This window comes from Methanosarcina sp. MTP4 (assembly GCF_000970045.1).
GTDB lineage: Archaea > Halobacteriota > Methanosarcinia > Methanosarcinales > Methanosarcinaceae > MTP4.
Map to the genome: position 1 here is coordinate 1,297,177 of NZ_CP009505.1, position 22,628 is coordinate 1,319,804.

General features: G+C 49.1%; 18 protein-coding genes. 12 read left to right on the forward strand and 6 right to left on the reverse strand.

Features of this window, described 5'->3' with window-relative positions; translation table 11 throughout:
• Position 1: 1 nt before the first annotated feature.
• The 4 genes from gyrB to MSMTP_RS05500 form a co-directional block, all read right to left on the reverse strand.
• Complete coding sequence (gyrB, locus tag MSMTP_RS05485; protein ID WP_048178163.1) at positions 2–1,906, reverse strand: DNA topoisomerase (ATP-hydrolyzing) subunit B; 1,905 nt, start codon at positions 1,904–1,906, stop codon at positions 2–4.
• A gap of 753 nt (positions 1,907–2,659) precedes the next feature.
• On the reverse strand, positions 2,660–3,778 hold the full coding sequence (locus MSMTP_RS05490) for a DNA topoisomerase IV subunit A (RefSeq protein ID WP_048178164.1): 1,119 nt from the start codon (positions 3,776–3,778) through the stop codon (positions 2,660–2,662).
• Position 3,779: 1 nt separating this feature from the next.
• On the reverse strand, positions 3,780–5,645 hold the full coding sequence (locus tag MSMTP_RS05495) for a DNA topoisomerase VI subunit B (protein ID WP_048178165.1): 1,866 nt from the start codon (positions 5,643–5,645) through the stop codon (positions 3,780–3,782).
• A gap of 495 nt (positions 5,646–6,140) precedes the next feature.
• Positions 6,141–6,353, reverse strand: coding sequence for an Lrp/AsnC ligand binding domain-containing protein (locus MSMTP_RS05500; protein WP_082090508.1), 213 nt, complete (start codon positions 6,351–6,353; stop codon positions 6,141–6,143).
• 261 nt (positions 6,354–6,614) lie between these two features.
• Here MSMTP_RS05500 and MSMTP_RS05505 point away from each other — a divergent pair, with 261 nt between their 5' ends.
• From MSMTP_RS05505 to MSMTP_RS05550, 10 genes are all read left to right on the forward strand, one after another.
• Positions 6,615–7,241 carry a magnesium transporter gene (locus MSMTP_RS05505; protein WP_048178167.1) on the forward strand — a complete coding sequence of 209 codons (627 nt, stop codon included), beginning with the start codon at positions 6,615–6,617 and terminating at the stop codon, positions 7,239–7,241.
• Positions 7,238–7,819: a magnesium transporter gene (locus MSMTP_RS05510; RefSeq protein WP_197076147.1), complete on the forward strand. Its 582-nt coding sequence runs from the start codon at positions 7,238–7,240 to the stop codon at positions 7,817–7,819. The genes MSMTP_RS05505 and MSMTP_RS05510 overlap by 4 nt, the downstream gene beginning before the upstream one ends.
• Positions 7,820–7,991: 172 nt before the next feature.
• Positions 7,992–9,191 carry a potassium channel family protein gene (locus MSMTP_RS05515; RefSeq protein WP_048178168.1) on the forward strand — a complete coding sequence of 400 codons (1,200 nt, stop codon included), beginning with the start codon at positions 7,992–7,994 and terminating at the stop codon, positions 9,189–9,191.
• 208 nt (positions 9,192–9,399) lie between these two features.
• Positions 9,400–10,278 (forward strand): DUF362 domain-containing protein, encoded by an 879-nt coding sequence (locus tag MSMTP_RS05520; RefSeq protein WP_048178169.1) that lies wholly within the window; start codon positions 9,400–9,402, stop codon positions 10,276–10,278.
• A 467-nt stretch (positions 10,279–10,745) separates the two neighbouring features.
• The gene (locus tag MSMTP_RS05525) at positions 10,746–10,952 is read left to right on the forward strand and encodes a hypothetical protein (RefSeq protein WP_048178170.1); all 207 of its coding nucleotides are present in this window, start codon (positions 10,746–10,748) and stop codon (positions 10,950–10,952) included.
• A gap of 538 nt (positions 10,953–11,490) precedes the next feature.
• Entirely contained in the window at positions 11,491–12,075 is a 585-nt protein-coding gene (locus MSMTP_RS05530) for a YbhB/YbcL family Raf kinase inhibitor-like protein (protein ID WP_048178171.1), read from the forward strand.
• A gap of 32 nt (positions 12,076–12,107) precedes the next feature.
• Entirely contained in the window at positions 12,108–12,653 is a 546-nt protein-coding gene (gene msrA / locus MSMTP_RS05535; RefSeq protein WP_197076148.1) for a peptide-methionine (S)-S-oxide reductase MsrA, read from the forward strand.
• 246 nt (positions 12,654–12,899) lie between these two features.
• On the forward strand, positions 12,900–13,613 hold the full coding sequence (locus MSMTP_RS05540) for an ABC transporter ATP-binding protein (RefSeq protein WP_048178172.1): 714 nt from the start codon (positions 12,900–12,902) through the stop codon (positions 13,611–13,613).
• 168 nt (positions 13,614–13,781) lie between these two features.
• Complete coding sequence (locus tag MSMTP_RS05545; RefSeq protein ID WP_048178173.1) at positions 13,782–14,462, forward strand: heme exporter protein CcmB; 681 nt, start codon at positions 13,782–13,784, stop codon at positions 14,460–14,462.
• Between the two features lie 232 nt (positions 14,463–14,694).
• The gene (locus tag MSMTP_RS05550) at positions 14,695–15,417 is read left to right on the forward strand and encodes a cytochrome c biogenesis protein (protein ID WP_048178174.1); all 723 of its coding nucleotides are present in this window, start codon (positions 14,695–14,697) and stop codon (positions 15,415–15,417) included.
• Between the two features lie 94 nt (positions 15,418–15,511).
• Here MSMTP_RS05550 and MSMTP_RS05555 read toward each other — a convergent pair whose 3' ends face one another.
• Complete coding sequence (locus MSMTP_RS05555) at positions 15,512–16,072, reverse strand: cytochrome P460 family protein (RefSeq protein WP_052718293.1); 561 nt, start codon at positions 16,070–16,072, stop codon at positions 15,512–15,514.
• 212 nt (positions 16,073–16,284) lie between these two features.
• Here MSMTP_RS05555 and MSMTP_RS05560 point away from each other — a divergent pair, with 212 nt between their 5' ends.
• On the forward strand, positions 16,285–17,382 hold the full coding sequence (locus MSMTP_RS05560; RefSeq protein WP_048178175.1) for an NADH:flavin oxidoreductase: 1,098 nt from the start codon (positions 16,285–16,287) through the stop codon (positions 17,380–17,382).
• Between the two features lie 488 nt (positions 17,383–17,870).
• Entirely contained in the window at positions 17,871–19,295 is a 1,425-nt protein-coding gene (locus tag MSMTP_RS05565) for a flippase (RefSeq protein ID WP_048178176.1), read from the forward strand.
• Positions 19,296–19,457: 162 nt separating this feature from the next.
• Here MSMTP_RS05565 and leuS read toward each other — a convergent pair whose 3' ends face one another.
• The gene (gene leuS / locus MSMTP_RS05570; protein ID WP_048178177.1) at positions 19,458–22,358 is read right to left on the reverse strand and encodes a leucine--tRNA ligase; all 2,901 of its coding nucleotides are present in this window, start codon (positions 22,356–22,358) and stop codon (positions 19,458–19,460) included.
• Between the last annotated feature and the right edge of the window lie 270 nt (positions 22,359–22,628).

Below are 22,628 nucleotides of genomic sequence, written 5' to 3' on the forward strand. Positions count from 1 at the left end.
CTTAAATGTCCAGGTCCACGACTTCTTTTGCGTGCGTTTCAATGAAGTTCCTGCGCGGTTCCACATCGTCTCCCATCAGGACCCGGAAGATCTCGTCGGCGTGGATGGCATCTTCCAGGGTAACCTGGAGCAAAATTCTGGTGTCCGGGTCCATGGTGGTTTCCCAGAGCTGGCCAGGGTTCATTTCCCCGAGACCCTTGTAGCGCTGGACGGCTGCTCCCTTTTCCCCGATCTCCGCAAGTTTTGCATTGAGTTCCCGGTCCGTGAACATGTAGTGTTCGGCCTTCCCTTTCTTTACCTTATAGAGGGGAGGTTGTGCGATATATACGTAGCCGGCATCGATCATAGGGCGCATGTAGCGGAAGAAAAAGGTCAGGAGAAGCGTCCGGATGTGCGCCCCGTCCACATCGGCATCGGTCATGATGATGATTTTGTGGTAGCGGGCACTGTCAAGGTCAAAGTCCTCGCTGACACCCGTGCCAAGCGCGGTTATAAGGGCAACAATCTCGTTGTTTTTCAGTATCTTTGCAAGCCTCGATTTTTCAACGTTCAAAATCTTGCCACGTAAAGGCAGGATAGCCTGGAAACTCCGATCTCTTCCCTGTTTTGCCGAGCCTCCTGCCGAATCTCCTTCCACGATATAGATTTCGCAGGCTTCGGGGTTCTTATTCGAGCAGTCCGCAAGCTTGCCGGGCAGGGTGCTGATATCAAGGGCGCTCTTTCTCCGGGTAAGCTCCCTTGCCTTTTTCGCAGCTTCCCGGGCCCGCTGGGCAAGGAGGGCTTTTTCGAGGATTATGTTTGCAACTTTAGGGTTTTCTTCAAAGTACTCGGAAAGCCCGTCGCTTACCATGGAGTCCACGATCCCCTTTACTTCGCTGTTTCCGAGTTTGGTCTTTGTCTGCCCCTCAAACTGGGGCTCCATGAGCTTGACGCTGATGATTGCGGTGAGACCCTCCCTTATGTCGTCACCCGAGAGTTTTGCCTCGTCCTTTGCAAGCTTGTTTGTCTTTATATAGTCGTTTGCAATGCGGGTAAGGGCACTCTTGAAGCCGATGATGTGGGTCCCGCCTTCGTGGGTGTTGATGTTGTTGGCAAAGGAGTACACGTTTTCGGCGTATGAGTTAGTGTACTGCATTGCGATTTCCACGACCATGTCGTCCCTTTCCCGTTCAAAGTAGATCGGATTTTCATGCAGGGGCTGCTTTTTCTTGTTCAGGTACTCCACGAATTCCACGATCCCCCCTTCGTAGGAGAAGGAATTCATCTGGCCTTCCGGACTTCTCAGGTCCCTCAGGATTATGTTGATGCCCCTGTTCAGGAAAGCTAGTTCCCGGAGCCTGTTTAAGAGGATGTCGTACTGGTATTCCGTGGTTTCGAAAATTTTAGTGTCGGGTTTGAAGGTCGTCTTCGTCCCCGTAGTTTCCGAAGTGCCTGCTTCGCTTACCGGGCCTTCCGGGGTCCCCCGGGCGTAGCGCTGGACATACCTCTTCTCGTCTCTCCATACCTCCACTTCCAGCCATTCCGAAAGCCCGTTTACCACGGACACTCCTACCCCGTGCAGTCCCCCGGAAACCTTGTAGGTATTTTTGTCGAATTTCCCTCCCGCATGCAGTACTGTCATCACTACTTCCAGGGCGGATTTCTTGTGTATGGGGTGGGGGTCGATAGGGATTCCCCTCCCGTTATCCGTGACCGTTACGCTCCCGTCAGGGTTGAGTGTGACTTCAATACTGTCACAGAAACCGGCAAGGGCTTCGTCAATGCTGTTGTCCACAACTTCGTAGACAAGGTGGTGGAGCCCGCGGCTGTCCGTGCTCCCTATATACATGCTGGGGCGTTTCCGGACAGCTTCCAGACCTTCCAGGACCTGGATGTGCGAAGCGTCATAAACCTGTTTATCACTCATCTGGGTTTATTCTCCATGAAAATCTAATAAAAGTAATTATCTTATGTGTTGAAACGTATTTTTATATTTTTCAAAATTCGCGGGAAAACTCTGCCCAAAATAAAACCTAAAAATCGTGCCAATTTTGTAAGCCTTCAATTTTTATTTTGTAACTTTTATATTTCATATTTATGTTTATTCCACGAACAAATTCAATATGCGTTCATATATTTTAAGTCTTTAGCTTCCCCGGATTTCCAGCCCTTTTTCTTAATGTTTACGTCCCTGAAAATGAAGATTTTTCGGGACTTTCCATTTAAATATTTTCCCTTTGTAAGCGGATTTTCCACGCATTAAAATACGGGATAAAATATTTCCGAAGATTTAATGTAAAAACTTTGAACTGTATGGGCACGGAGCAGCAGTCAGGGCGCTCCGGGATACCCCTGACTCACTCAAGGTGTCCTATGGACCCCGCTCATGAGTGCACACCCATGAGTGCACACCCATGAGCAGTTCCTGAGCCACAACTCTGAGCCACATCCCGGGCACACTTCATTACTCTCCGGGATACTCCGGAACATCCGGGTTATTCCAAACATCCGGACTCACATCTGGAAATTCAGTCCGGAACTCATTCAGGGACTGATGGATTCCGGTTACTGATGAATTCCGGTTACTGATGAATTCCGATTTCCGGGGCATGCTTCTTGAGGCATACTATCTGTATATCAGGCTGTGTATCAGGCATGTCCGGGAAAGTCATCCCCGTGTTCAGGCCATCCCCATCTCATTGAGCCGGTTCGGGAGATAGGTCTCTGTCACGAAGTCCAGGCCCTTTCCGGCAAAGGCTTGCTGTTCGGCCTTCTTCCCGATCTTGAGCTGGAGTTCTATTTGCTCTTTCCAGTACTCGGACTCAAAACGGGGGTCGGAAAGTTCGCTTCTGAGAGCACTTATGTCCTGTTCGGTGAGCTTGTCAGTGGAAAGTTCGTATTCCACGATATCCGAGGGCTGGACTCCCAGGAACCTGGCTTTCGGGGTTGCCATGTATTCCGAGAGGTGGGCGCTTTTGATTGCCCCGTAGGCAACAGAGGCGAAAATCCTGTAAGACCAGGGGTCGCCGTCAGTAAAGACCGCTACCGGGATGTCGAGTTCCTCGTTCATGCGCTTGATTATGCGGCGGGTGGAACGGGCGGGCTGGCCTTTGAGGTGCACGAGGATGGCGTTGTAAGCCTCGTCAAAGCCGTTTTCGATCAGCCTGGCGTACATACCACCGGTTTCGACAGCCATTATCATGCTGGCGTCGTGCTTTTTGAATTCGATGTTTTCCACGTTGAAGGGGATCTGGTACCCTCCTTCTCCCACGTCCTTCTGGCAGTGGATGGTCCTCTCCCCGCGTTTTGTTTGCTCGGTAAGCTCTATCGGGCCGAACATGGTTGCCCCGTCTTCTTCGGGGCGCATATGGAAAAATTCCCTCTGGAGGGTTGTCAGGAGTTCCAGGTCTTCGATCAGGCGGTCGCTTTCGGCCTGTTCCTTGAACTTGGCGGCATCCCAGCCTTCCGAGATATAGTACAGTTCTCGAAGGGTTGAACCGCGGTTCTGGGTAAGGTGCTCGTTTATTATGAAGTCCGTGGCATAGGTGGTTTTCAGGAGCTGGAATGCCCCTTTCACGGTCTTTGCGCTCCTTTCGCTTTCCCGGCCCCCGTAGACCCAGACATCGCTCCGGTCGCAGTACTCGATGTTCGCCTTGGTACGGCTCGGGAGGCTGACACTCGGGACAGTCTCGTTTTCGAACTGGGTGTAAATTCTTTCCACAATTTCCAGCAGCTTTGTCCTGGCGAGGGCGTCGCTTGCAGCTCTTTTATTATCCCTGCTCTGTCCTTTTTTGCTCATCTCATACCCCCTTCACGGCTTTTGCCCCGGTTACCAGTTCTTCTTCAATCCCTTCCACAATCAGGGGTGAGAGTTTCCCTAGTTCCTCATCAGTTATGGAGTCCATCCGGTAGGTAAGGGCTCTGGAAGACCCGGCTGCTGCTGACAGGTCCCAGATATAATCGTAATCGTTCCCCATGGTGACCACTTTTGGTTCGGGCTTTGCCTCGCTGATTTTGCAGGGGAGCATGTCATGGACCCTGAGGGAATGCGCCGACCCGCCGAAGTTCTTCACCTTTATTGCAACCTCGGCTGTCCCGTTTCCGTTTTTCTTCACGTTCCGGCTTACGAGTACGTTTCCCATGATCTTTGCGACTACGGGGTTGATGTCCGGGATTTCCCTTTCCAGGATGCTTGCAACCTTTACGGCCATTTTCGGGAGTACCCTGGTGATGATAATTTCCTTTTCCCGGCGTTTCTTGAGGTTGCTCTGCTTGCTAAGGTAGTGTTTCAGTTTCCGTGCAACCTCTTTTATGGCAAGTTCAACTTCGTCCCTGATTACCGGGATCTCGGCAATTGCGTCCTTTGACTCCGAGGTGAAGGGCACGTTCGTGGAAGCTACATGGATCAGGAGGAGCATGGGGCCCGAAGGAATCCCGCCTCCAGGCTGGTTCAGCCCATACTGCTTCCACTTGATGTTTTCCACGGCATGGGTGGTCACGCAGGCGCCCTGCTGGTAAAGCAGAGGCACCCGGTTTGCAAAACGCATTATTCCTGCTTTTTCGTCCTTTAACAGTTTCCCTCCGTACGCAAGCCCCACTTCAACCACAAAGGGGCTTCCGGAATACACAGCCGGCTTTCGAGTGGTCGTTGCGATAAAGTCCACGTTGACCTCTTTTTCAAGCCCCCTGTAGATCAGGTCTTCTCCTATGGGAGAGAGGCAGTCGGTAGGAGGGGCCATGATCTTTACTTTATGGAAAGCCTCTATGAGCTTTCTTGCCTCGTGACGGGTGAGGGCATGAGGGTCAAGTTCGGTGTCCAGGCCTGCCGCCTTGCAGATTTCCTCGGCGGTGAGCAGCCCTATCTTGGAAAAGGAGTAACGTAGGAAAGGTGCAAGTTTCTGCCGCTCGGTGTAGTGGAGCATCTTCATAAGGGTTCCGAGCTCGATGCCTTCGGGGTGGGGCAGGATCTCTTCTGCCGGCTCAGGCATTTTGTCCGTGGCTCTCTCGAAGACTTCTTCATTCCCGTCCGGTTCGATCAGGGTGATCCGGGCATGGGGGTTTACAATGGCCGTTGCCTTCAGGTACTCATAAATGGACTGCCGTCTTCCTTTCACATAGGACGCTTTCATTTCCAGCTCTATCTGGGTCCCATGGGGGCGGAACCAGTCCGTAACCTCGTCTTTCAGGATATCGGGCTCGTTCGTGCTGGTATTGATCATGAGTTCGTAGTAATGGGCAGGGGCGTCTGAATTGATCTTCGAGAGGATCTTCGTGTGCCTGCCCGCGGTCATCTGGGAATAGAGTACCGCTGCGGAAATTCCTATCCCCTGCTGCCCCCTGCTCTGCTTCAGGGCATGGAACCTGGAGCCGTAGAGGAGTTTGGCAAAGACCTTCGGGATCTGTTCCTTGATGATCCCGGGCCCATTGTCTTCGATGATGACAGTCACGTAGTCCTGTCCTATCCTTTCGATCTGGATAAGGAGGTCCGGGAGAATTCCTGCTTCCTCACAGGCGTCCAGGGAGTTGTCCACGGCTTCCTTCACCGTTGTGATAAGGCTTCGCGGGGCAGAGTCAAAGCCCAGGATGTGCCTGTTCTTCTCAAAAAATTCTGCGACACTTATCGATTTTTGTTTTTTGGCTAGTTCTTCTGCAATGGGGGCTTCCATAGAATTTTCCCTCTGGGCTGAAAAATCAATCTGATGTTTAATTAAGTCAAGTACCCTAATTATTTCACCAATCTCAAGTTAAAATTTAACCACAGAAAGCACTGATAACACGGAATAAAGGAAATTGGGGCACAATCCTTCCGTGCTTTCCGTGTCTTCCGTGGTTATAAAGTAAGTGTAAATATTTACGTTCGGGACTATAATCTGGTTTTTTGATCAATAAGATTTGGGTGAATAAGATTTGTTGAATAAGATTTGTTGAATAAGATTTGTTGAATAAGATTTGTTGAATAAGATTTGTTGAATAAGATTTGGGTGAATATTTTTTTAAGCTGGTAATGTATGCTCTTCTATTAAATATCCTGATGCATTGTCTATCATAATAAATGTCCAAGGTAATAAAAATAAGTTCATGGTAAAAAAGGTATCGGGTTTTTTGTGTCCGGTATTTCCGGATCTTCGGATCTGATGCCCTGATAACAAGTCCGAGATTTTTCAGAGTTCGGCTCCGACAATTGTCTGGGTTGCGGTCACCGTATCGCTTTCCCGGATCTTGTCCACTACGGTATTTAGAGTTGTCAGGTCCCTTACTTCTATGATAACGACGAAGTCATATTCTCCGAAGACGTGGTAGACGTCTTTGATCCCTTCTATGCTCCTCAGTTCTTCATATGCCGCCTTTTCGTGTCCTGGCAGCACATTTGTCATTGTAACTCCTATAACCATATGTCTCAATACGTAGGTAACGGCTACAAGTTATTTATTTTTTGTTAAGGATTTTTGAAGGTGAGTTGACTGCCGTCGGAAGGTTTTTGACTCCGGCTTCCGGGGAATTCCCGATTATTTTGATTATTTTGATTACTTTGATTCCCCGATTTTTTCGGGGCTTTGATTAGTTCGGGTCCCCGATTTATTGGTTACTTTGAATCACCGATTGCTTAAATAGTATCAATGAATTAATACAGGCACATGTCCCACGAGTCGCACAGGGTGGAGGACACCTTCGAGTCCCAGTTTATAGAAAAATACCTGAGCGAGTACGCCAGTATTTCCTCCATTGTAAGGGAGGCGCTGCCTTTTGAACTTGTTGCGACTGTAGGGGGCGTTATTGCAGGTGTCATTTTTTCCGGTATGACCGACGAACTCGAGATGATCCCTGGTCTGATTGTGATCTATCCCGGGGTGCTGGGGCTTCGCGGAAACATATCTTCCACTCTTGGTTCCCGGCTTGGAAGTGCGATCCATATGGGGCTGATTACTGACATTGACAGGAGCAACCCCGAACTTACTAACAACATAAACGGCTCCCTGCTCCTGGGTTTTATCATGGCGGTCCTGCTTGGGCTGCTTGGGCACCTTTTTACCCTGGCCCTGGGTTTTGAAAGCGCCGGGGCGTTCAAACTCATACTTATTTCCGTTATTGCTGCGGTCACTTCGGGAATAATCCTCTCCGTAGTTGCGGTCCTGCTTGCTATCGGGATGTTCAGGTTCGGCTTTGACCCTGATAACGTGGTTACGCCTTCTATAGCCACCATAGGGGACATTGTTTCCATGTTTATGCTCTTTGTTGCGGCAAAACTGGTGGTGATGCTGTGAAAAGAAAGGCAAGGGGTGCTACCAGTTACTATACAGTGGAGGGCATTGTCCGAAGGGGGCTTCCGGTCCTTTCGCTTACCTGTGTGATCGGGATAATTGTGGGACAGATCCTGAACTCGAAAGAAAGCAGCCTTATTTCGATGCCTGCGATCCTGATCCTTATTCCTGCCCTTATCAAAATTGGGGGGGATACCGGAAGCATGCTGGGCGCCCGGCTTTCTTCTGCCTTCCATATGGGACTTGGGACCCACATCCGCAGGAACCCCGTGGTTTACAACAGCCTCATAGCTGTAGCCATAGTAGGCCTGGTGTCTTCATTTTCGGTCAGCGTACTTGTCTGGTTGGCCAGCAATTTGATGGGATTCGGGATGCCTTACCTGACCCTTCTGGAAATTAGCCTGATTGCTGTATCCATCGAGCTGGTCGTGGTATACTCGGCGACGATCGGCATTGCCTTTGCTTCCCACCGTTTCGGGATCGACCCTGACGATACCGTCATTCCCTTGATCGCGACACTCGGGGACCTTGTAGGGGTTACCGGGATTTTCGTAGCCCTGAACCTGCTAAACCTGGTGTGATTTTCATGAACAGCTTTAAAAGGGAAGCTATGAATCAGTTGCTGTCCAGACCTATAATTACTTTTATTTTATATTACTTAATCTCTAAAATATTAATCAGTTTGAAAATTAATAATTACTATGAGGTAAATACAGTACACATCAATAATTGTGTAGAGTTGATACAGAGACCATGTTCCCGAAAGAATTCAGGCACACTCCTAGGAATATCTTAGATTTGTTGACTGAGATGAAGGATACCTCCGAACTCATGGTGGACCTTGCATACTCTGCAATGATCTACGATGATGAAGACGTTGCAGAAGAGGTGCTCCATCTCGAAGATAAAATGGACACTCTTGATTACCACATGAAGATGGCTGCGATGCTGAGCACGCGCCGGGTTGACGAAGCCGAAGAACTCCTGGGAGTTTTAAAGGTTGCCGCCTCCTCGGAAAACATTTCAAATGCTGCAGGCGATATTGCCAAGATTGTCCTCATGAACATGGGCATCCCCATGGAACTGAAGGTCGCCCTGCGCGAAGCCGAAGAGACTGTTGTGCGGGCAACCGTGGCTGAAGAATCCCCCATGGCCGGACGGACTCTGGGCGATCTTGAGCTGGACCTTGAAACCGGGATGTGGGTGATCGCAATCCGGAGAAGTGAAGACTGGATTTATGACCCTGACAAGGAAACCCGGATCCGCCAGGACGACGTGCTCATCGCAAGGGGGCATGACGATGGAGTGAACCTTTTCTTCGAGATGGCAACGACCCGGGAATTTGTCCCGAAGGAGATCGAGCATAACATCGTACTGAAAGACCTCGAGCATGCCGTAGACATCATTGTGGACATGAAAAACATGTCCGAACTTTCGGTAGGACTCGCATACTCTGCTATTCTCTTTGACAACGAAGACATAGCATACGAGGTCAGTGCCCTTGAATCGGAAATGGATTCCATGAAGTACGAACTCCAGCACTGGGTCCTTGAGACTGCAAAGCATGTCGAGGATGTAAACCAGCTCCGTGGAATCCTGCACCTGGCAAGTGCCTCCGAGGCTATTTCCGATGCAGCCTACGGGATTGCTGACACAGTGCTCAGAGACATTGAACTTCATCCGGTCATAACCCTTGCTGTCCGGAACTCCGAAGAGGTTATCACCCGACTGAAAGTGGAAAAATGTTCCCCCATTGTGGGCAAGACTTTCTCCGAACTGAATCTCGAAACCGAAACCGGGCTGCATGTGATGGCAATCAAGCGGGAAGAACGCTGGGTCTATGCCCCAAAGGGCAATACCGTGATACAGGCCGGAGACCTGCTGATCGCCCGCGGCTCGCGGATCGGAGAAGGGGCACTTATCGATATGTGCGAATGTGAGTTGCACAAGTAAGCTGCTCCAGTAAGCTGCTCCAGTAAGCTGCTCCAGTAAGCTGCTCCAGTATTTTTGAATTAAATCCCTGGGACAGGGAAAGCCGAACCCGGAAACCCCGGGTCGGATAGCTCTGGCTTTTCGGACTTTGATTTTTATGTTTCTTTTTTGTCCTGATTTGTCCTGTTTTTTATATATTTGAGGCACCAATTACTCCATGGGAGTGATTATGGTGTTTGTTGGAGTTTCAAGACATGAAGATATCCTGAAATCCGTAAAAGTTGCCGTGGAACTGGCAGGAGGTCTCGGGGTCCGGAAGGGTTCCACGGTGCTTATCCGGCCCAATGCTAACACAGGAGACCTTCCCCCTGGGTCCACAAGTCCGGAAGTCCTGAGGGGGGCTATTCGGGAGGTTCGGAAATACAATCCCGACAAAATCATCGTCGCGGAAAAATCCATGACCTCACTGGACACGGAAAAGGTAATGAAGAAGCTGGGGCTCTGGCAGGTTGCGGAGTCCGAAGGAGTGGACGAGGTCCTTACTTTTGACCACATGAAACGCTGGCACATGAAACCTGACGGGGCTTCTTCCTGGCCCCTGGGATTTTACGTGCCCGAAATGCTGGCTTCTGTTGATTATATGATTGCCCTTCCCGTGATCAAGACCCATTGGACGGCAACCTTTACCATGGGGCTGAAGTCTCAGATCAGTATAACTGCAGACCGGGACAGGATGCGGCTTCCCCATGGAAAGCACAGGGACCTTCTTTTCGGGAAAATGATCGCAGAGGCAAACCTTGTCTTCAAGCCCGATTTCTACATTTCCGATGCCACTAAATGTTTCGTCACCGAGGGCCCTAACATCGGGACCCTGAAGGAGCCGGGCCTCATCATCGCAAGCCCCGACGTGATAGCCAATGACGTGGTGGGCCTGGCCCTCCTCAAGACGCTCGGCACCATGCCGGAAATCCAGGAAAGTTCTGTCTGGGCCCAGCCGCAGATCGAAAGGGCTGTAGAACTGGGGCTCGGGGTCCGGAAAAGGGAGGAAATAGTGATTGAGAGTTCCGGGGTCGAAGAAATTGGAGCTATTATAGCCAATACCCTTTGATTCTTTCCCGGTATCGATGGGAAAAAGGAAGACCTGTAGCGAACTATGCTTATCATATTCGCCGGGGAATGCCATTCCCTGTTAATCGATGGGAAAAAGGAAGACCTGTAGCGAACTATGCTCTGGATAAGGGGATTTTTCAGGGTCAATAGGCTGTGTCCTTAACTATTAGGTAGATGTTTGTCTGGTCACTAGTATATGTTCTTTGCCAGCAAGTAGATTTTCGAAAGGTAAATTTTCAGATCCATCCGGGACTATTATGTTCAAGGTGACGCAGAGAGGCTTTTCCAGCTGATTCTTTGGTATTATAGGCCGCTACATCTTTATTTTTTTATATTTTTGATCCTTTGCCCTTCTCAGGGCTACTATTTTTATTTTCCTTCTTATATCATAACTGTGTGAACTTGGTCATACATCACCAAAATTTATTTATTTTCAATTGCCCCATAGATTATTGGGTATTTTCTATGAAATGTGAAATTTGTGAAGCAGAAAGTGACGCAAGATACTGCGAGAAATGCGGCGAAATCATGAATGAAGTCGTCAGGCAGGTTGGGGAAGCCCGCTGGGCTGCAATGGATGATTGTGCTTACATCTATCCGCTGGTCCGGCGCGTGGGCAAAGGCGAACTGACCGTCCACGATATTATCCAGTCTCTTGATGTCGAAGACTGATTTTTGTTTTCCGAATTACAGGAATCCGTTTTCGCACTTTGGGAAGCAGTCTCGATAAGAGGCCGTTTCACTGACATTCCATTATCTCCTGCCTCGTCGTTCTGGCTTTAATTACCGGAGGTTATGGAATTACTGCTTTGAGGACCTTGAACTTAAGGACCTTTCACCGAAGTTCCGGTGTAAAACCCTGGTTCAGGGCCTTAATGTCTAAAAATTAACTGGATTATTAACTGGATTATTAACTGGATTATTAACTGAAAATTAACTGAAAATTAACTGAAAATTAGTGCCTGAAATTAGTGCCTGAAAAACCTTTAACTTGCAAACATCCCTAAAATTAATATCTCTTCAGCCTTAATATTAAAGTGTTGAAGTGAAGCAGTAAAGTTACCAGAGTAATAATTAGAGTTTCAGATTTAGAGTTTCAGATTTAGAGTTACAAAACAATTTTTGGATTAATTACAGAGTGTACAGGGGAATTCCGGAAAGTGGGATTCCGGCATGAATTTTCGAACCAGTTCAGGAATCGGTGCAGTATATGGACAGAAAGGCCGGGACAATCTTTTTGGTTTTCCTGCTGGCGGCATTGCTTGTGCTGTCGGGATGTACGGAAAAAGAAGGGACAGGTGAGCAAGATGAAAACCGGGAATTTCAGGATTCCGAAGGGGATGAGAATGTGAACATCCGGGATATCAGGGTTTTTAGTGATGCATTCGAACCAAAAGGCATTATCCCCAAAAAGTATACCTGCAACGGGGAAAACGTCAATCCCTCGCTCGGATTCGAGGGGATACCCGAAGAGGCGAAAAGCCTTGTGCTTATCATGGACGACCCGGATGCGCCAATGGGCACCTTTACACACTGGGTAATCTGGGATATCGAACCTGTTGCGGGAATTGAAGAAGACAGCATCCCCGGAGTTGAGGGGATGAATGATTTCAGGAAAATAGGGTATGGAGGTCCCTGCCCTCCTTCCGGCACCCACAGGTATTTCTTCAGGGTCTATGCCCTTGACAAAAAGCTAGAAATAAAAGCCGGAGCCGGAAGGAAAGATGTAGAGAACGCAATGATAGGGCATATCCTTGCGGAAGGGGAACTGGTCGGGAAATACGGAAAGGCCTGATTTTCCCAAAAATCCGATGAGGGGGGAGTAAAATGTCTGAAAAAGAAAAGAGTGAACATAGTCCTGACTATTTTGAAAACCCGGGGGGTCCCCTGCAAAAAGCCACTTTTGCCGCAGGCTGCTTCTGGGGTGTTGAGGCGGCTTTCCGGCAGGTCAAAGGAGTGGTCGCAACGGCTGTTGGGTATACCGGCGGGCACACTGAAAATCCTTCTTATGAGGACGTCTGCACCGACAGGACCGGACATGCGGAAGCTGTGCGCATAATCTTTGACCCGGCGGTTGTTTCCTATGAGACGCTGCTGAATATCTTCTGGAAGATTCATGACCCTACAACGGAAAACCGACAGGGGCCGGATGTCGGGTCCCAGTACCGCTCAGCTATCTTTTACCATAGCGAGGATCAAAAAGCCACAGCTTTCGCCTCGAAAGAGTGGCTGGAAAAGTCAGGGGGATCCAAAAATCCGGTCGTAACCGAGATCGTCCAGGCTTCCGGTTTCTACCTTGCCGAAGACTACCACCAGCAGTACTTTGAAAAGAAAGGGTTCCTGAAGCAGATTATTCACAGCCTGAAAAAGTGAGATGTGCTGGAGGATTTGAATAAGCCTGTAGTTTGACGTATAAGTTTAAAGTGTCAGAAGTGTCAGTTTTACGTGGGTTGCAGGCACGTTTACAGGCACGTTTACAGGCATGTTCACAGGCATGTTCACAGGCATGTTTACAGGCATGTTTACAGGCGGTTAGCTGTGAGCCTGCGGATTTATGAAAAATCCATTTAAAAAACATATAAAAAGATTAATTTAGATTGATTCCTAAAGTAGTTCCGAATGGAAAATGCGGTCTCAATACGGAATCTATCAAAAACCTTCGGGAAAAACCCTGTCCTGAAAAACCTGGACCTCGACCTGAAAAAAGGCGAATTTACGGTTATTTTCGGCCCCAACGGAGCCGGCAAGACCACTCTTTTAAAACTGATCGCAACCCTTATCGAACCCGGTGAAGGTTCGCTTATAATAAACGGGTTTGACTCGGCCGAAGAACCGGAAAAAGTCCGGAAAGAAATCGGGATGCTTTCCCACGAATCCTATTTATACGGTGACCTGACCGCGGAAGAAAATCTCTTCTTTTTCGGAAAGATGTACGGGCTAGGGAAGCAGGAACTCGAAATAAGATCCGAGTACCTCTTAAATGAGGTGGGGCTCGAAACAAGGGCCGATGAGCGGGTCAGCACCTTTTCCAGGGGCATGAAACAGCGCCTTTCCATCGCAAGAGCTTTGATCAACGAACCCTCCCTCCTCATTCTGGATGAGCCGTACACAGGCCTGGACCCCAGGGCATCCGAGGTATTCGAGCATATCCTTAAAAGTCCCTCTTTTGAAGCAAGCAGTAAAATAATGGTATCCCACGACCTTGAAAGAGGCTTTGCCCTCTGCGACAGGATACTTGTCCTTAAAGCCGGCAGAATTGTTTATGACGGACTTAAAGGAGATTTCTCAGGGTTTTCGGAGTTTAAGGAGGCGTGTGCCCCCCTGCTGGCCTGACCAGTTATTTCTGACCCTTTAAGTTGAATAAAGTTGGATAAAACAGGATAAAACAGGATAAAACAGGATAAAACAGGATAAAACAGGATAAAACAGGATAAAACAGGATAAAACAGGATAAAAAAGGATAAAACAGGATAAAAAAGGATAAAGAGGAGATTTAAAAATATGATCCGGAGCCTTTACATTGCCGCAAAAGACCTGAAAGCCGAGTTCCGGACCAAGCAGATGTTCAACTCAATGCTTATTTTTTCCCTGATCGTGCTCGTAGTATTCAGCATTTCCTTCGGGGATTTCCTGGGGGATAGCTCTAAGGTGGAAAAGCTTGCTCCGGGCGTGCTCTGGGTCGCGTTCACCTTTGCAGGCATGCTCGGGCTTTCCCGGACTTTTGTGATGGAAAGTGAAAACGGCTGCCTTGAAGCTCTCAAACTCTGCCCTGTTGACAGGAGTACAATCTATACCGGGAAGGTCTTTTCGAATCTGGTAATCGTTTTCCTCATGGAAATCGTAACCCTTCCTTTCTTTGTCGTGCTCTTCAACTACAGCCTGGACTCCGGCACCCTGCTGCTGCTCGGGCTGGTCCTCCTGCTCGGGACCCTGGGCTTTATCGTTGTCGGGACCCTGCTTTCTGCCCTGACCCTCAGCACCCGCACCCGGGAACTTCTTCTTCCCGTCCTGCTCCTACCTGTGCTCCTGCCCGTGCTCATCCCCGGGGTGGAGGCAACAGCGGGCGTCCTTGCAGGAAACGGCCTTTCCGGCATATCTTCCGAACTCAGGCTGCTTGCGGTCTATGACCTCATTTTCTTTGCGATTTCCCATCTGGTTTTCGAGTACGTGATTTCGGACTGAAAAGCCAGCCAGGAGTCAGGTAAGGGTTCGGGACTGCCCCTCAAGGTTTGAGCCTGAACCGGTTAAAAACGAATCAATAATAAACAATGTGAAATGATTATAGTAGCAGGTTAACCTTTAAAAAATAATGATCTGTATGCTACTGGTTAATTATATTTATATACTAATACATTTATTCTTCAGATTAATTATTCCATTTAATTATTCCAATTACCTGATCACGTGAAATACAATGGCAGCAAATTCCAGAAAAACCGGATTGTTGGCGGCTTTGGCTGCCGGTGCAATGCTTCTTGCAGTCTACATGATCTTCTTTTACCTGCCCCCCATAAGGGATGAATCCGGGGCGGTCCTGAGCGGCAGTTTCAGGATATTTTTCTTCCATATGCCAATAGCCATCACTGCCTACCTGGCTTTTGTCGTTGTGTTTGTTTCAAGTGTGTTCTATCTCCGGGAAAAAGCCCTCAAGTGGGACATCTATGCCCGCTCGGCTGCCGAGATCGGAGCCCTTTTCTCTTTCCTTGTCCTGGTCACCGGCTCGATCTGGGCAAAGGACGCCTGGGGCTGGTACTGGATCTGGGACCTCAGGCTGACGACTTCCCTGGTCCTTTTCCTGGTCTACCTCTCCTACCTCATGCTCCGGAAGTCCCTGGAAGAGCCCGAAAAAAGAGCGCGTCTAGCTGCCGTTTTCGGGATAGTGGGCTTTGTATCCGTACCCCTGAGCTTCCTTTCGATCCGGCTCTGGCGCTCGGCCCACCCCCTTATGTTCGGAGGCAACAGCGGAGGAAGCGGGGGCAGTGGGCTTGAAGGGACTGTCCTGCAGCTGACCCTGGCCGTGAATTTCATCGCTTATATCCTGCTCTTTGCAGCCCTCTTTGCAGTAAAAGTGGAGAACGAGAGGATGCAGGAAGCTGTTGATGAAAAAAGGTACGGGGAATTTGAAGAGGGGATTTAAGAAAAGCAAATGTCCCTCTTGTGAACTCCTTTCTTATACATTTTCAGCTTTTAAATCTCTTTTTCCCCTGTTTTTCCTGATTTTCACGTTGCTGTTACTTTAAGTCCCCCGTGAACAGATAGTCATTACCCGCCTGTCTCGTATGGCAGTTGTAACAGCTCAGCACCTTGCCTTCAGCTATTATTTCGCCGTCTGCGTCATACTCCAGCCAGAACCAGTCGTTATGTTCCGGATCAAAGCCTTCGACCTTATGCATCACCACAACTGCTATCAGTTCGCCCTCGGAGCTATAGCCCTCTTTTAAAACTGTGCTGTTCTCAGGCATAACGCCGGCTTTTTCATCTATAGCTGAAAGAGCGCTGTCCGAGACATAGATGGTAATCTGATCTCCGTGCGGGCCTTTTCCGGGGTCAAGCTCTCCGGTACCGGGCCAGAGCTCCCAGTTTTTGTAGTTGTTTTCTTCCATCACATAAGCCTGGATATCTTCTCCCGTAGGCTCGGGTGCGGCTTCGTCTTCCGGAGTTTCAGCCGTTGTTTCCGTTTCGGCCTCTGAAACCGGTTCTTGCTCTGTTTCAGCTGGCGTTTCTGTTTCATTCGGTGTTTCCGCCGGGGATGTGCATCCGAAGCACAGGGACGCACAGAGGATTAGAAGCATTGTGTACACGAAATATTTTGTTTCAGGAATATACCTTACCCCCTTGTAGTTTTCCTGTCATCTGCTATTCAAGCAATATTAGGGCTCAATCACTATTATCCCTGTCTATAAAATAAATTCAGGCTGAATTTTTCCTTCTTTTTTGGAAATTACTATTTTTTCCCTCTGAATTTCAGGAAAATTATATACCCTGCCCTTTCCTATCCTCTTGCATGATTTTTGATCCGATCACAGTCTGTAATATGAAACTTCAGAACCGTTTTGTCAGGTCTGCGACCCAGGAGTTCATGGCCGAAGAGGATGGGACACCAACCGAAAGGCTCGGGGAACTCTACGAGGAGCTTGCAAGAAACGAGGTTGGCCTGATTGTTACCGGTTATTCGTACGTGCTTCCGGGAGGAGAGAGCGACCCTCTCCAGCAGGGCATCTATGACGACCGTTTTATCGAACCATACAGGGAGATTACCGAGTGCGTGCACCGCTACAAAAGCAAGGTCGTACTCCAGATCGTCCACGGGGGGAGGCAGGCTACCGTTTCCAGGGAGCACCCTGTCCCGATTGCTCCTTCCCCGGTCAAGAACGGGCATTCTTCGGTGCTGCCGAGGGAGATGACCGACACGGAAATCCTGGAGATGATCGAAGCTTTCACCCGGGCTGCGGTAAGGGCAAAAAAGGCGGGTTTTGACGGGGTGCAGCTCCACTGTGCCCACGGTTTTTTGCTCAGCAACTTCATCTCCCCCTACACGAATACGCGGGAAGACCGCTGGGGAGGTTCCACGGAAAACCGGACTCGGATCATCACGGAGATTGTAAGAAGGATAAGGGAAGACGTGGGGGAGGATTTTCCCATTCTTGTGAAGCTGAATGCTACGGATGGTTTTCGCTCGGGTTCGTCGAAGGCCGGGCTGGGGCTCAATGCTCCGGAGTCCGTAGGAGTCGCAAAGCTCCTTGAAAAGGCGGGGGTCTGTGCAATCGAAGTCAGCGGCGGGATCGGTGAAGCTGGCGGGGTGACCATCCGGACCGCGATCAATTCCCCTGCCAAAGAGGCGTATTTCAAGAATTATTCCAAAATGATAAAGGAAGCCGTGGACATCCCCGTAATCCTTGTCGGGGGCATCCGGTCTCTTTCGGTCATGAAGTGCCTGGTCAAAGACGGCTGTGCTGACCTCATATCCATGAGCCGGACTTTTATCAGCGAACCCGACCTTATCCCGAAGCTCAGGTCCGGGGAAGTGGAAAAGGCCCGCTGCGTGTCCTGCAACCTCTGCTTTGACCCTGAGGGTATCAGGTGCAATTTCGAGTTCGAATGATAGTTTGATTGATTGGTAGTTTGATTGATTGGTAGTTTGATTGATTGGTAGTTTGATTGATTGGTAGTTTGATTGATTGGTAGTTTGATTGATTGGTAGTTTGATTGATTGATTGATTGGTAGTTTGATTGATTGGTAGTTTGATTGATTGATTGATTGATTGATTGGTAGTTTGATTGATTGGTAGTTTGATTGATTGGTAGTTTGATTGATTGGTAGTTTGATTGATTGATTGATTGGTAGTTTGATTGATTGGTAGTTTGATTGATTGATTGATTGATTGATTGTTTGATTTATAAGGTCGGATTTGCCCTGAAAATTCCTGATTTGTTAGGAGTTTTTGCAAACTTAACATCCGGTCCCGGGCTTTATTCAATTTTAAGTTTCAGGCGGGAATCCCCTTCCTCGATCCCGAAGGAGGTGGGGAGGGGGAGTTCACTAGCAATAGAGTTATATTTTTGGATTGTGTAACCTTTTCAGATATTTTTATGAGCACGATCAAGCGGCTTGCCAGAAATAGCGGGTATTTGTTTTTTAGCGGCATAGCGACGAAATTACTCGGTTTTGTTGCTTTGCTCTACATTGCCCGTTATCTGGGGCCGGAAGACTTCGGGAAATTTTCTTTTGCCTTTGCTTTCATCTACTTTTTCAGCTTTATCCCCGACCTGGGGATTCATAAAATCCTCGTCAGGGAAGCCGCAAGGGAACCCCGGGAGGCGGGGAAACTTATTGGCAACGGGACAATTCTTAAAGTCTCTCTTTCGCTGGCTGCGCTGGCTTTAGCTTTTTTTGTCATAGCTATCCTGGATTTTCCCCCTTCCACGAAAAATGTGTTGTACATAGCTTCTTTCGGGCTGCTTTTGAGCGGGGCCAGTTGCTACGGGATTATATACGAGACAAAATTGAGAATGGAATACTCCTTATTTTTCAACCTTGTCAGTAAACTCTTCTTCCTTGCCCTTGTTTTCCTGGCCATTTCAAGGAATTTAACGCTGCCTTTTTTCGTTTTTGCTTCGGTTTCAGCCACTTTTGTGCATAATTTCCTGATGGTCTTCTTTTCAAAGAAACTCGTAAATGTATCTTTCAATGTAGATCCGGATTTAATGAAAAAAATAATACGGGAGACAATTCCGGTTGCAATAGCCTTGGTTTTTTCCGTGATATATTTCAGGGTCGACGTCCTGATGCTTTCCTTTTTGAAAGGGGATCTCGATGTAGGTTTTTATTCTGCAGCCTACCGGTTAACAGAGGCCTTTGTTTTTTTACCCACGGCATTTACAACTTCCACTTTTCCCCTGATGTCAAAATATTTCAAAGACTCTTCCAACTCCTTCGGATTTACATATGCTAAAGCTTTCAAGTACCTTTTTTCCACAGGCCTGCTGCTTGCTGTCCTGGTAACCTTTAGTTCGGAAAAAATCATTCTTGCGATTTACGGGCCGGAATACCAGAGTTCAGTAGCTGCACTGCAAATCCTGATCTGGGCAACCGCTTTCATGTTTGTGAATGTCCTTGTCAGTTCCACCTGTGTTTCGAGCGGAAACCAGCAAATAATCTCAAAAATGGCAATCCTGGCTACATTCCTGAACGTGGTTTTAAACCTGGCTTTAATCCCCTCGCTCAGCTACACCGGGGCTGCGGTTGCTACCGTATTTGCCGAATTCGGGGCAATGCTGTTCGGCATGTTCTGGATTCAGAGAAACCTTTTGCACAAAAGCTTATTTCGTGAAACTGTTTCTCCTCTCATGGGGGCAGCCGTAATCTCCCTGCTCATTCTCCTCTTAAGACCGTATACGGGTATCTTATTCCTGAGCATTCTCTCCATACCCCTGTTCGCAGCAGTGCTTTACATCACAGGCTGGGTGGATGCCGATGACAGGGATTTATTCTCAGAACTGATTTTTCGGAGCTGATTTTTCCGCAGCAGGCTTTGATCTCAAGAAGTAGAAATCGATTGCAGGGTCAGAATAAAAAAGAAACAACAAAAGAAACTGTATAAAAATAAGAGGTTCCGGGTTTAGTATTTTACCCGGATACGTATTTTTATTCTGAATAATTTGGTTCAGCTTTGATCTTTATTCTTCCTTCTTTTTTTCAATATAAATCGCAGGCCTCAGCGGTTCGGCAAACCTGGTCTTCTTTTCGGGGTCGTATTCGGGGTTGTCGGCGCTCTGGACATTGACATGGCAGCCGATTTCGTGTTCCAGGAAGGCGGTGGCTTCTTCGAGGAGGGCCTTTTCTTCCATTTCCGTTCCGACTACGGCTTCGTAACGTTCGGCTCCGCCGCTCTTTAACTCGGGGATGAGTTTCTGGACGAATTTGGGGATTTCCTTGCCGAAACGTTTCATTTCCGGGTTGGACATGAGGGCCTTGATAAGGGTGCCTACTTCCAGGGAGCCTTCTGCCTGCATTTCGCAGGCGCATTTCACGGCTTCGTTCTTCCAGGCAGGGGCGGTGTAGAGGTAGACTTTTTCCGGGTTCATCCTGGTGACCCTGATGATCTCTTCGACGTCACCCAGGGTGTTTTTGACCAGTTCCTCGGCAAGCTCGGCACCTTCGTCTATGAGGTCTTCGTTGTAGAGGGGGTACTGGGCAAAGGAGATCGGGTCTTCATGGCCCATGGCTTCCCAGATTTCCTCGCAGAGGTGCGGGGTGAAGGGAGCCATCAGCCGGACCCAGTTGTCCAGGACGTAGTAGAGCAGGGCTTTTCCGCCTCTCCTCTGGTACCAGCGCAGGTCGTTAAAGAGCAGGAAGAAAGAGTTCTGGATGGCGTTTCTGGTCTGGATGGCGTCCAGGGCGATATTTGTCTCCCGGATATGGTACTGCATCCTGGAAAGCATCCAGCGGTCAATCTGCTTGAGTTCGGTTCCGATATCCGAGCGTTCCTCACTCCGGATCAGGTCCCTTGCAAAGTAGTAGAAGCGGTCCACCTGCCTGCGGGCGGAGTCAACCCCTGCAGTCTGCCAGTCCGCGTCCTGCGTCTGTTCGGCGGTGGAGAGGATATACATCCTGGTGATGTCGGCCCCATACTCGCTGACCGCGCTTTCCAGGGTCAGGATCGGGCCTTTGGACTTGCTCATCTTCTGGCCTTCCAGGGAGACAAAGCCGTTTACTGCAAGAGCTCTTGGCCAGAGTTCCTCGTCGAAGAGGGCCACGTGGTGGAAGAGGAAGAAGAGCAGGTGGTTCGGGACCAGGTCTTTTCCTGAGGAGCGAAGGTCCACAGGGTACCAGTAAGTGAAATCGCGGCGGATTTCCTCAAGGACTTCGGGGGCTATGCCGGTTTCTTCCGCAACCGCGGCTGCATCACCTTTCCCAAAGAACACGTAATCGAAGAAGGACAGGTTGAGCTGTTCCTTTTTCAGGTCTCCCCTTTCGATAAACTTGGCGGCAATATAGTAGCACATGTAGATTGTGGAGTCACCCAGAGACTCGATAAGCCACTCCTTGTCAAAGGGCAGGAGGGTCCCCAGGCCTTTCCTGCGGGCACAGGCTTTGTCCTTGAGCCAGTCGACCTTGTTCTCGAACTCGACCCTGTACTCCGTGGGAATGATCCGCATCTGGCTCAGGCATTTGTAGACCTTGGCCTTCCACCCGGGGTTCGAGTAGTTCAGGAACCACTGGCCTTTCACCATGTTCACAACACAGGGGGTCCCACAGCGGCAGACCACGGGTTCACTGAATTCGTAGAAGACTTCCCCGACGTTTTTGCCTATGAAGTCCTGCGTAAGCACGTCCTTGATCTTCGAAACCGGGTAATCCTTGTAATTGCCGGTGATTTCTTTCAGGACCCCGCCGTGGAACTCTCTCCTGTAAACGATTTTTGTTGCTTCCTCGGCTTTCGGATCGGTCTGGGACTCGATTCCCATATTCTCCACGATTTCCTTTGCCGGGAATTCCCCGAATTCCGGGACCTTGATAAGGGAGATCAGGGCGATTTCCCGGAGGTCCTTTGTGATCCCGAACTCGCTCAGGTCGGCGTCATAGAGGTCGCGGAGCGCCAGGTAGTCAAAGGGGGCGTGGGCAGGCACACTCATGACGATTCCGCTTCCGTTCCCCGGCTTTACGAATGAGGCCGGAAGGGAGATTATTTCATCCCCGGTGACCGGGTTTGTAAGCATGATCCCTATGATGTCTTTTGCGGGCACGTCTTCGACGTATTCGACTTCCCGGTCCGTGAAGGTAAGTTTCCTGTATGCTTCCTTGCTTACCACCCAGTACTCGACTATTCCTTCTTTTTCAACCCTGGCCTTGACGTAGTCAACATCCGGGTTTATCCAGAGGTTGGTCACTCCGAAGGTGGTCTCGGGCCTCAGGGTTGCGCAGGGGAGGACCAGGTCTTTGTAGCGGAACTTGACCAGGGTGTAGTCCACGATTGTAGCTTCTTCCCCGTGCAGGATGTCGTGGTCTTCCACAGGGTTGTTGTCGTTCGGGCACCATTTCACGGGATGGGAGCCTTTTACGATCAGCCCTTTTTCTTCCAGGCGGGTGTACTGCCACTCGATGAACTTCTTGTAGGTGGCGTCCGTGGTCGTGAACTTGCGCCTCCAGTCAATTGAGTAGCCGATCATGCGCATTGCTTTCTCGGATTCTACTTTGAAATAGTCCACGATTTTTTCGGGGGTGTCCAGGGTGGGCAGGATGTCTCCTGGAATCCCATGCAGGCGCTCGTAGACATCCATGGTCTGGGGGTCCCGGCTTGCGATCAGTTCCGCCAGCCCAACGATGGGCGTGCCGGTCACGTGAAAGCCCATGGGGTAGAGCACGTTGTATCCGAGCATCCGCTTGTGCCGGGCTACCACGTCCCCGATTGTGAAGGTCCGGGTGTGTCCGGCATGCAGGTTCCCGTTCAGGTAGGGGTAGGGGATGGTGATAAAGAACTTTTCCCGGTCATCTGGCTCGGCTTCGAAAACCCTGCTTTCGTTCCACTTTTTCTGCCATTTCGCTTCTATTTCTTGTGGTTTGTAGTCCTGCTCCATTCGCGTTCACGCCCCTGGATGATTGTGATAAGAAAGAAGGTGCAATTTTAATGGATGTTCGATTTAATGGATATTCGATTTAATGAATGTTTGATTTTAATGAATGTTTGATTTCAATGAATGTTTGATTTCAATGAATGTTTGATTTCAATGAATGTTTGATTTCAATGAATGTTTGATTTCAATGAATGTTTGATTTCAATGAATGTTTGATTTCAATGAATGTTTGATTTCAATGAATGTTTGATTTCAATGAATGTTTGATTTCAA

What these genes read in the sequence shown, in the direction of transcription:
- msrA (WP_197076148.1), top strand. Translation starts at nt 12,108, where the DNA reads ATGTCTGAAAAAGAAAAGAGTGAACATAGTCCTGACTATTTTGAAAAC.
- MSMTP_RS05500 (WP_082090508.1), bottom strand. Translation starts at nt 6,353, where the DNA reads ATGACAAATGTGCTGCCAGGACACGAAAAGGCGGCATATGAAGAACTG.
- MSMTP_RS05515 (WP_048178168.1), top strand. Translation starts at nt 7,992, where the DNA reads ATGTTCCCGAAAGAATTCAGGCACACTCCTAGGAATATCTTAGATTTG.
- MSMTP_RS05530 (WP_048178171.1), top strand. Translation starts at nt 11,491, where the DNA reads ATGGACAGAAAGGCCGGGACAATCTTTTTGGTTTTCCTGCTGGCGGCA.
- MSMTP_RS05560 (WP_048178175.1), top strand. Translation starts at nt 16,285, where the DNA reads ATGATTTTTGATCCGATCACAGTCTGTAATATGAAACTTCAGAACCGT.
- gyrB (WP_048178163.1), bottom strand. Translation starts at nt 1,906, where the DNA reads ATGAGTGATAAACAGGTTTATGACGCTTCGCACATCCAGGTCCTGGAA.
- MSMTP_RS05495 (WP_048178165.1), bottom strand. Translation starts at nt 5,645, where the DNA reads ATGGAAGCCCCCATTGCAGAAGAACTAGCCAAAAAACAAAAATCGATA.
- MSMTP_RS05505 (WP_048178167.1), top strand. Translation starts at nt 6,615, where the DNA reads ATGTCCCACGAGTCGCACAGGGTGGAGGACACCTTCGAGTCCCAGTTT.
- MSMTP_RS05555 (WP_052718293.1), bottom strand. Translation starts at nt 16,072, where the DNA reads ATGCTTCTAATCCTCTGTGCGTCCCTGTGCTTCGGATGCACATCCCCG.
- MSMTP_RS05525 (WP_048178170.1), top strand. Translation starts at nt 10,746, where the DNA reads ATGAAATGTGAAATTTGTGAAGCAGAAAGTGACGCAAGATACTGCGAG.
- MSMTP_RS05550 (WP_048178174.1), top strand. Translation starts at nt 14,695, where the DNA reads ATGGCAGCAAATTCCAGAAAAACCGGATTGTTGGCGGCTTTGGCTGCC.
- leuS (WP_048178177.1), bottom strand. Translation starts at nt 22,358, where the DNA reads ATGGAGCAGGACTACAAACCACAAGAAATAGAAGCGAAATGGCAGAAA.
- MSMTP_RS05540 (WP_048178172.1), top strand. Translation starts at nt 12,900, where the DNA reads ATGGAAAATGCGGTCTCAATACGGAATCTATCAAAAACCTTCGGGAAA.
- MSMTP_RS05490 (WP_048178164.1), bottom strand. Translation starts at nt 3,778, where the DNA reads ATGAGCAAAAAAGGACAGAGCAGGGATAATAAAAGAGCTGCAAGCGAC.
- MSMTP_RS05520 (WP_048178169.1), top strand. Translation starts at nt 9,400, where the DNA reads ATGGTGTTTGTTGGAGTTTCAAGACATGAAGATATCCTGAAATCCGTA.
- MSMTP_RS05565 (WP_048178176.1), top strand. Translation starts at nt 17,871, where the DNA reads ATGAGCACGATCAAGCGGCTTGCCAGAAATAGCGGGTATTTGTTTTTT.
- MSMTP_RS05545 (WP_048178173.1), top strand. Translation starts at nt 13,782, where the DNA reads ATGATCCGGAGCCTTTACATTGCCGCAAAAGACCTGAAAGCCGAGTTC.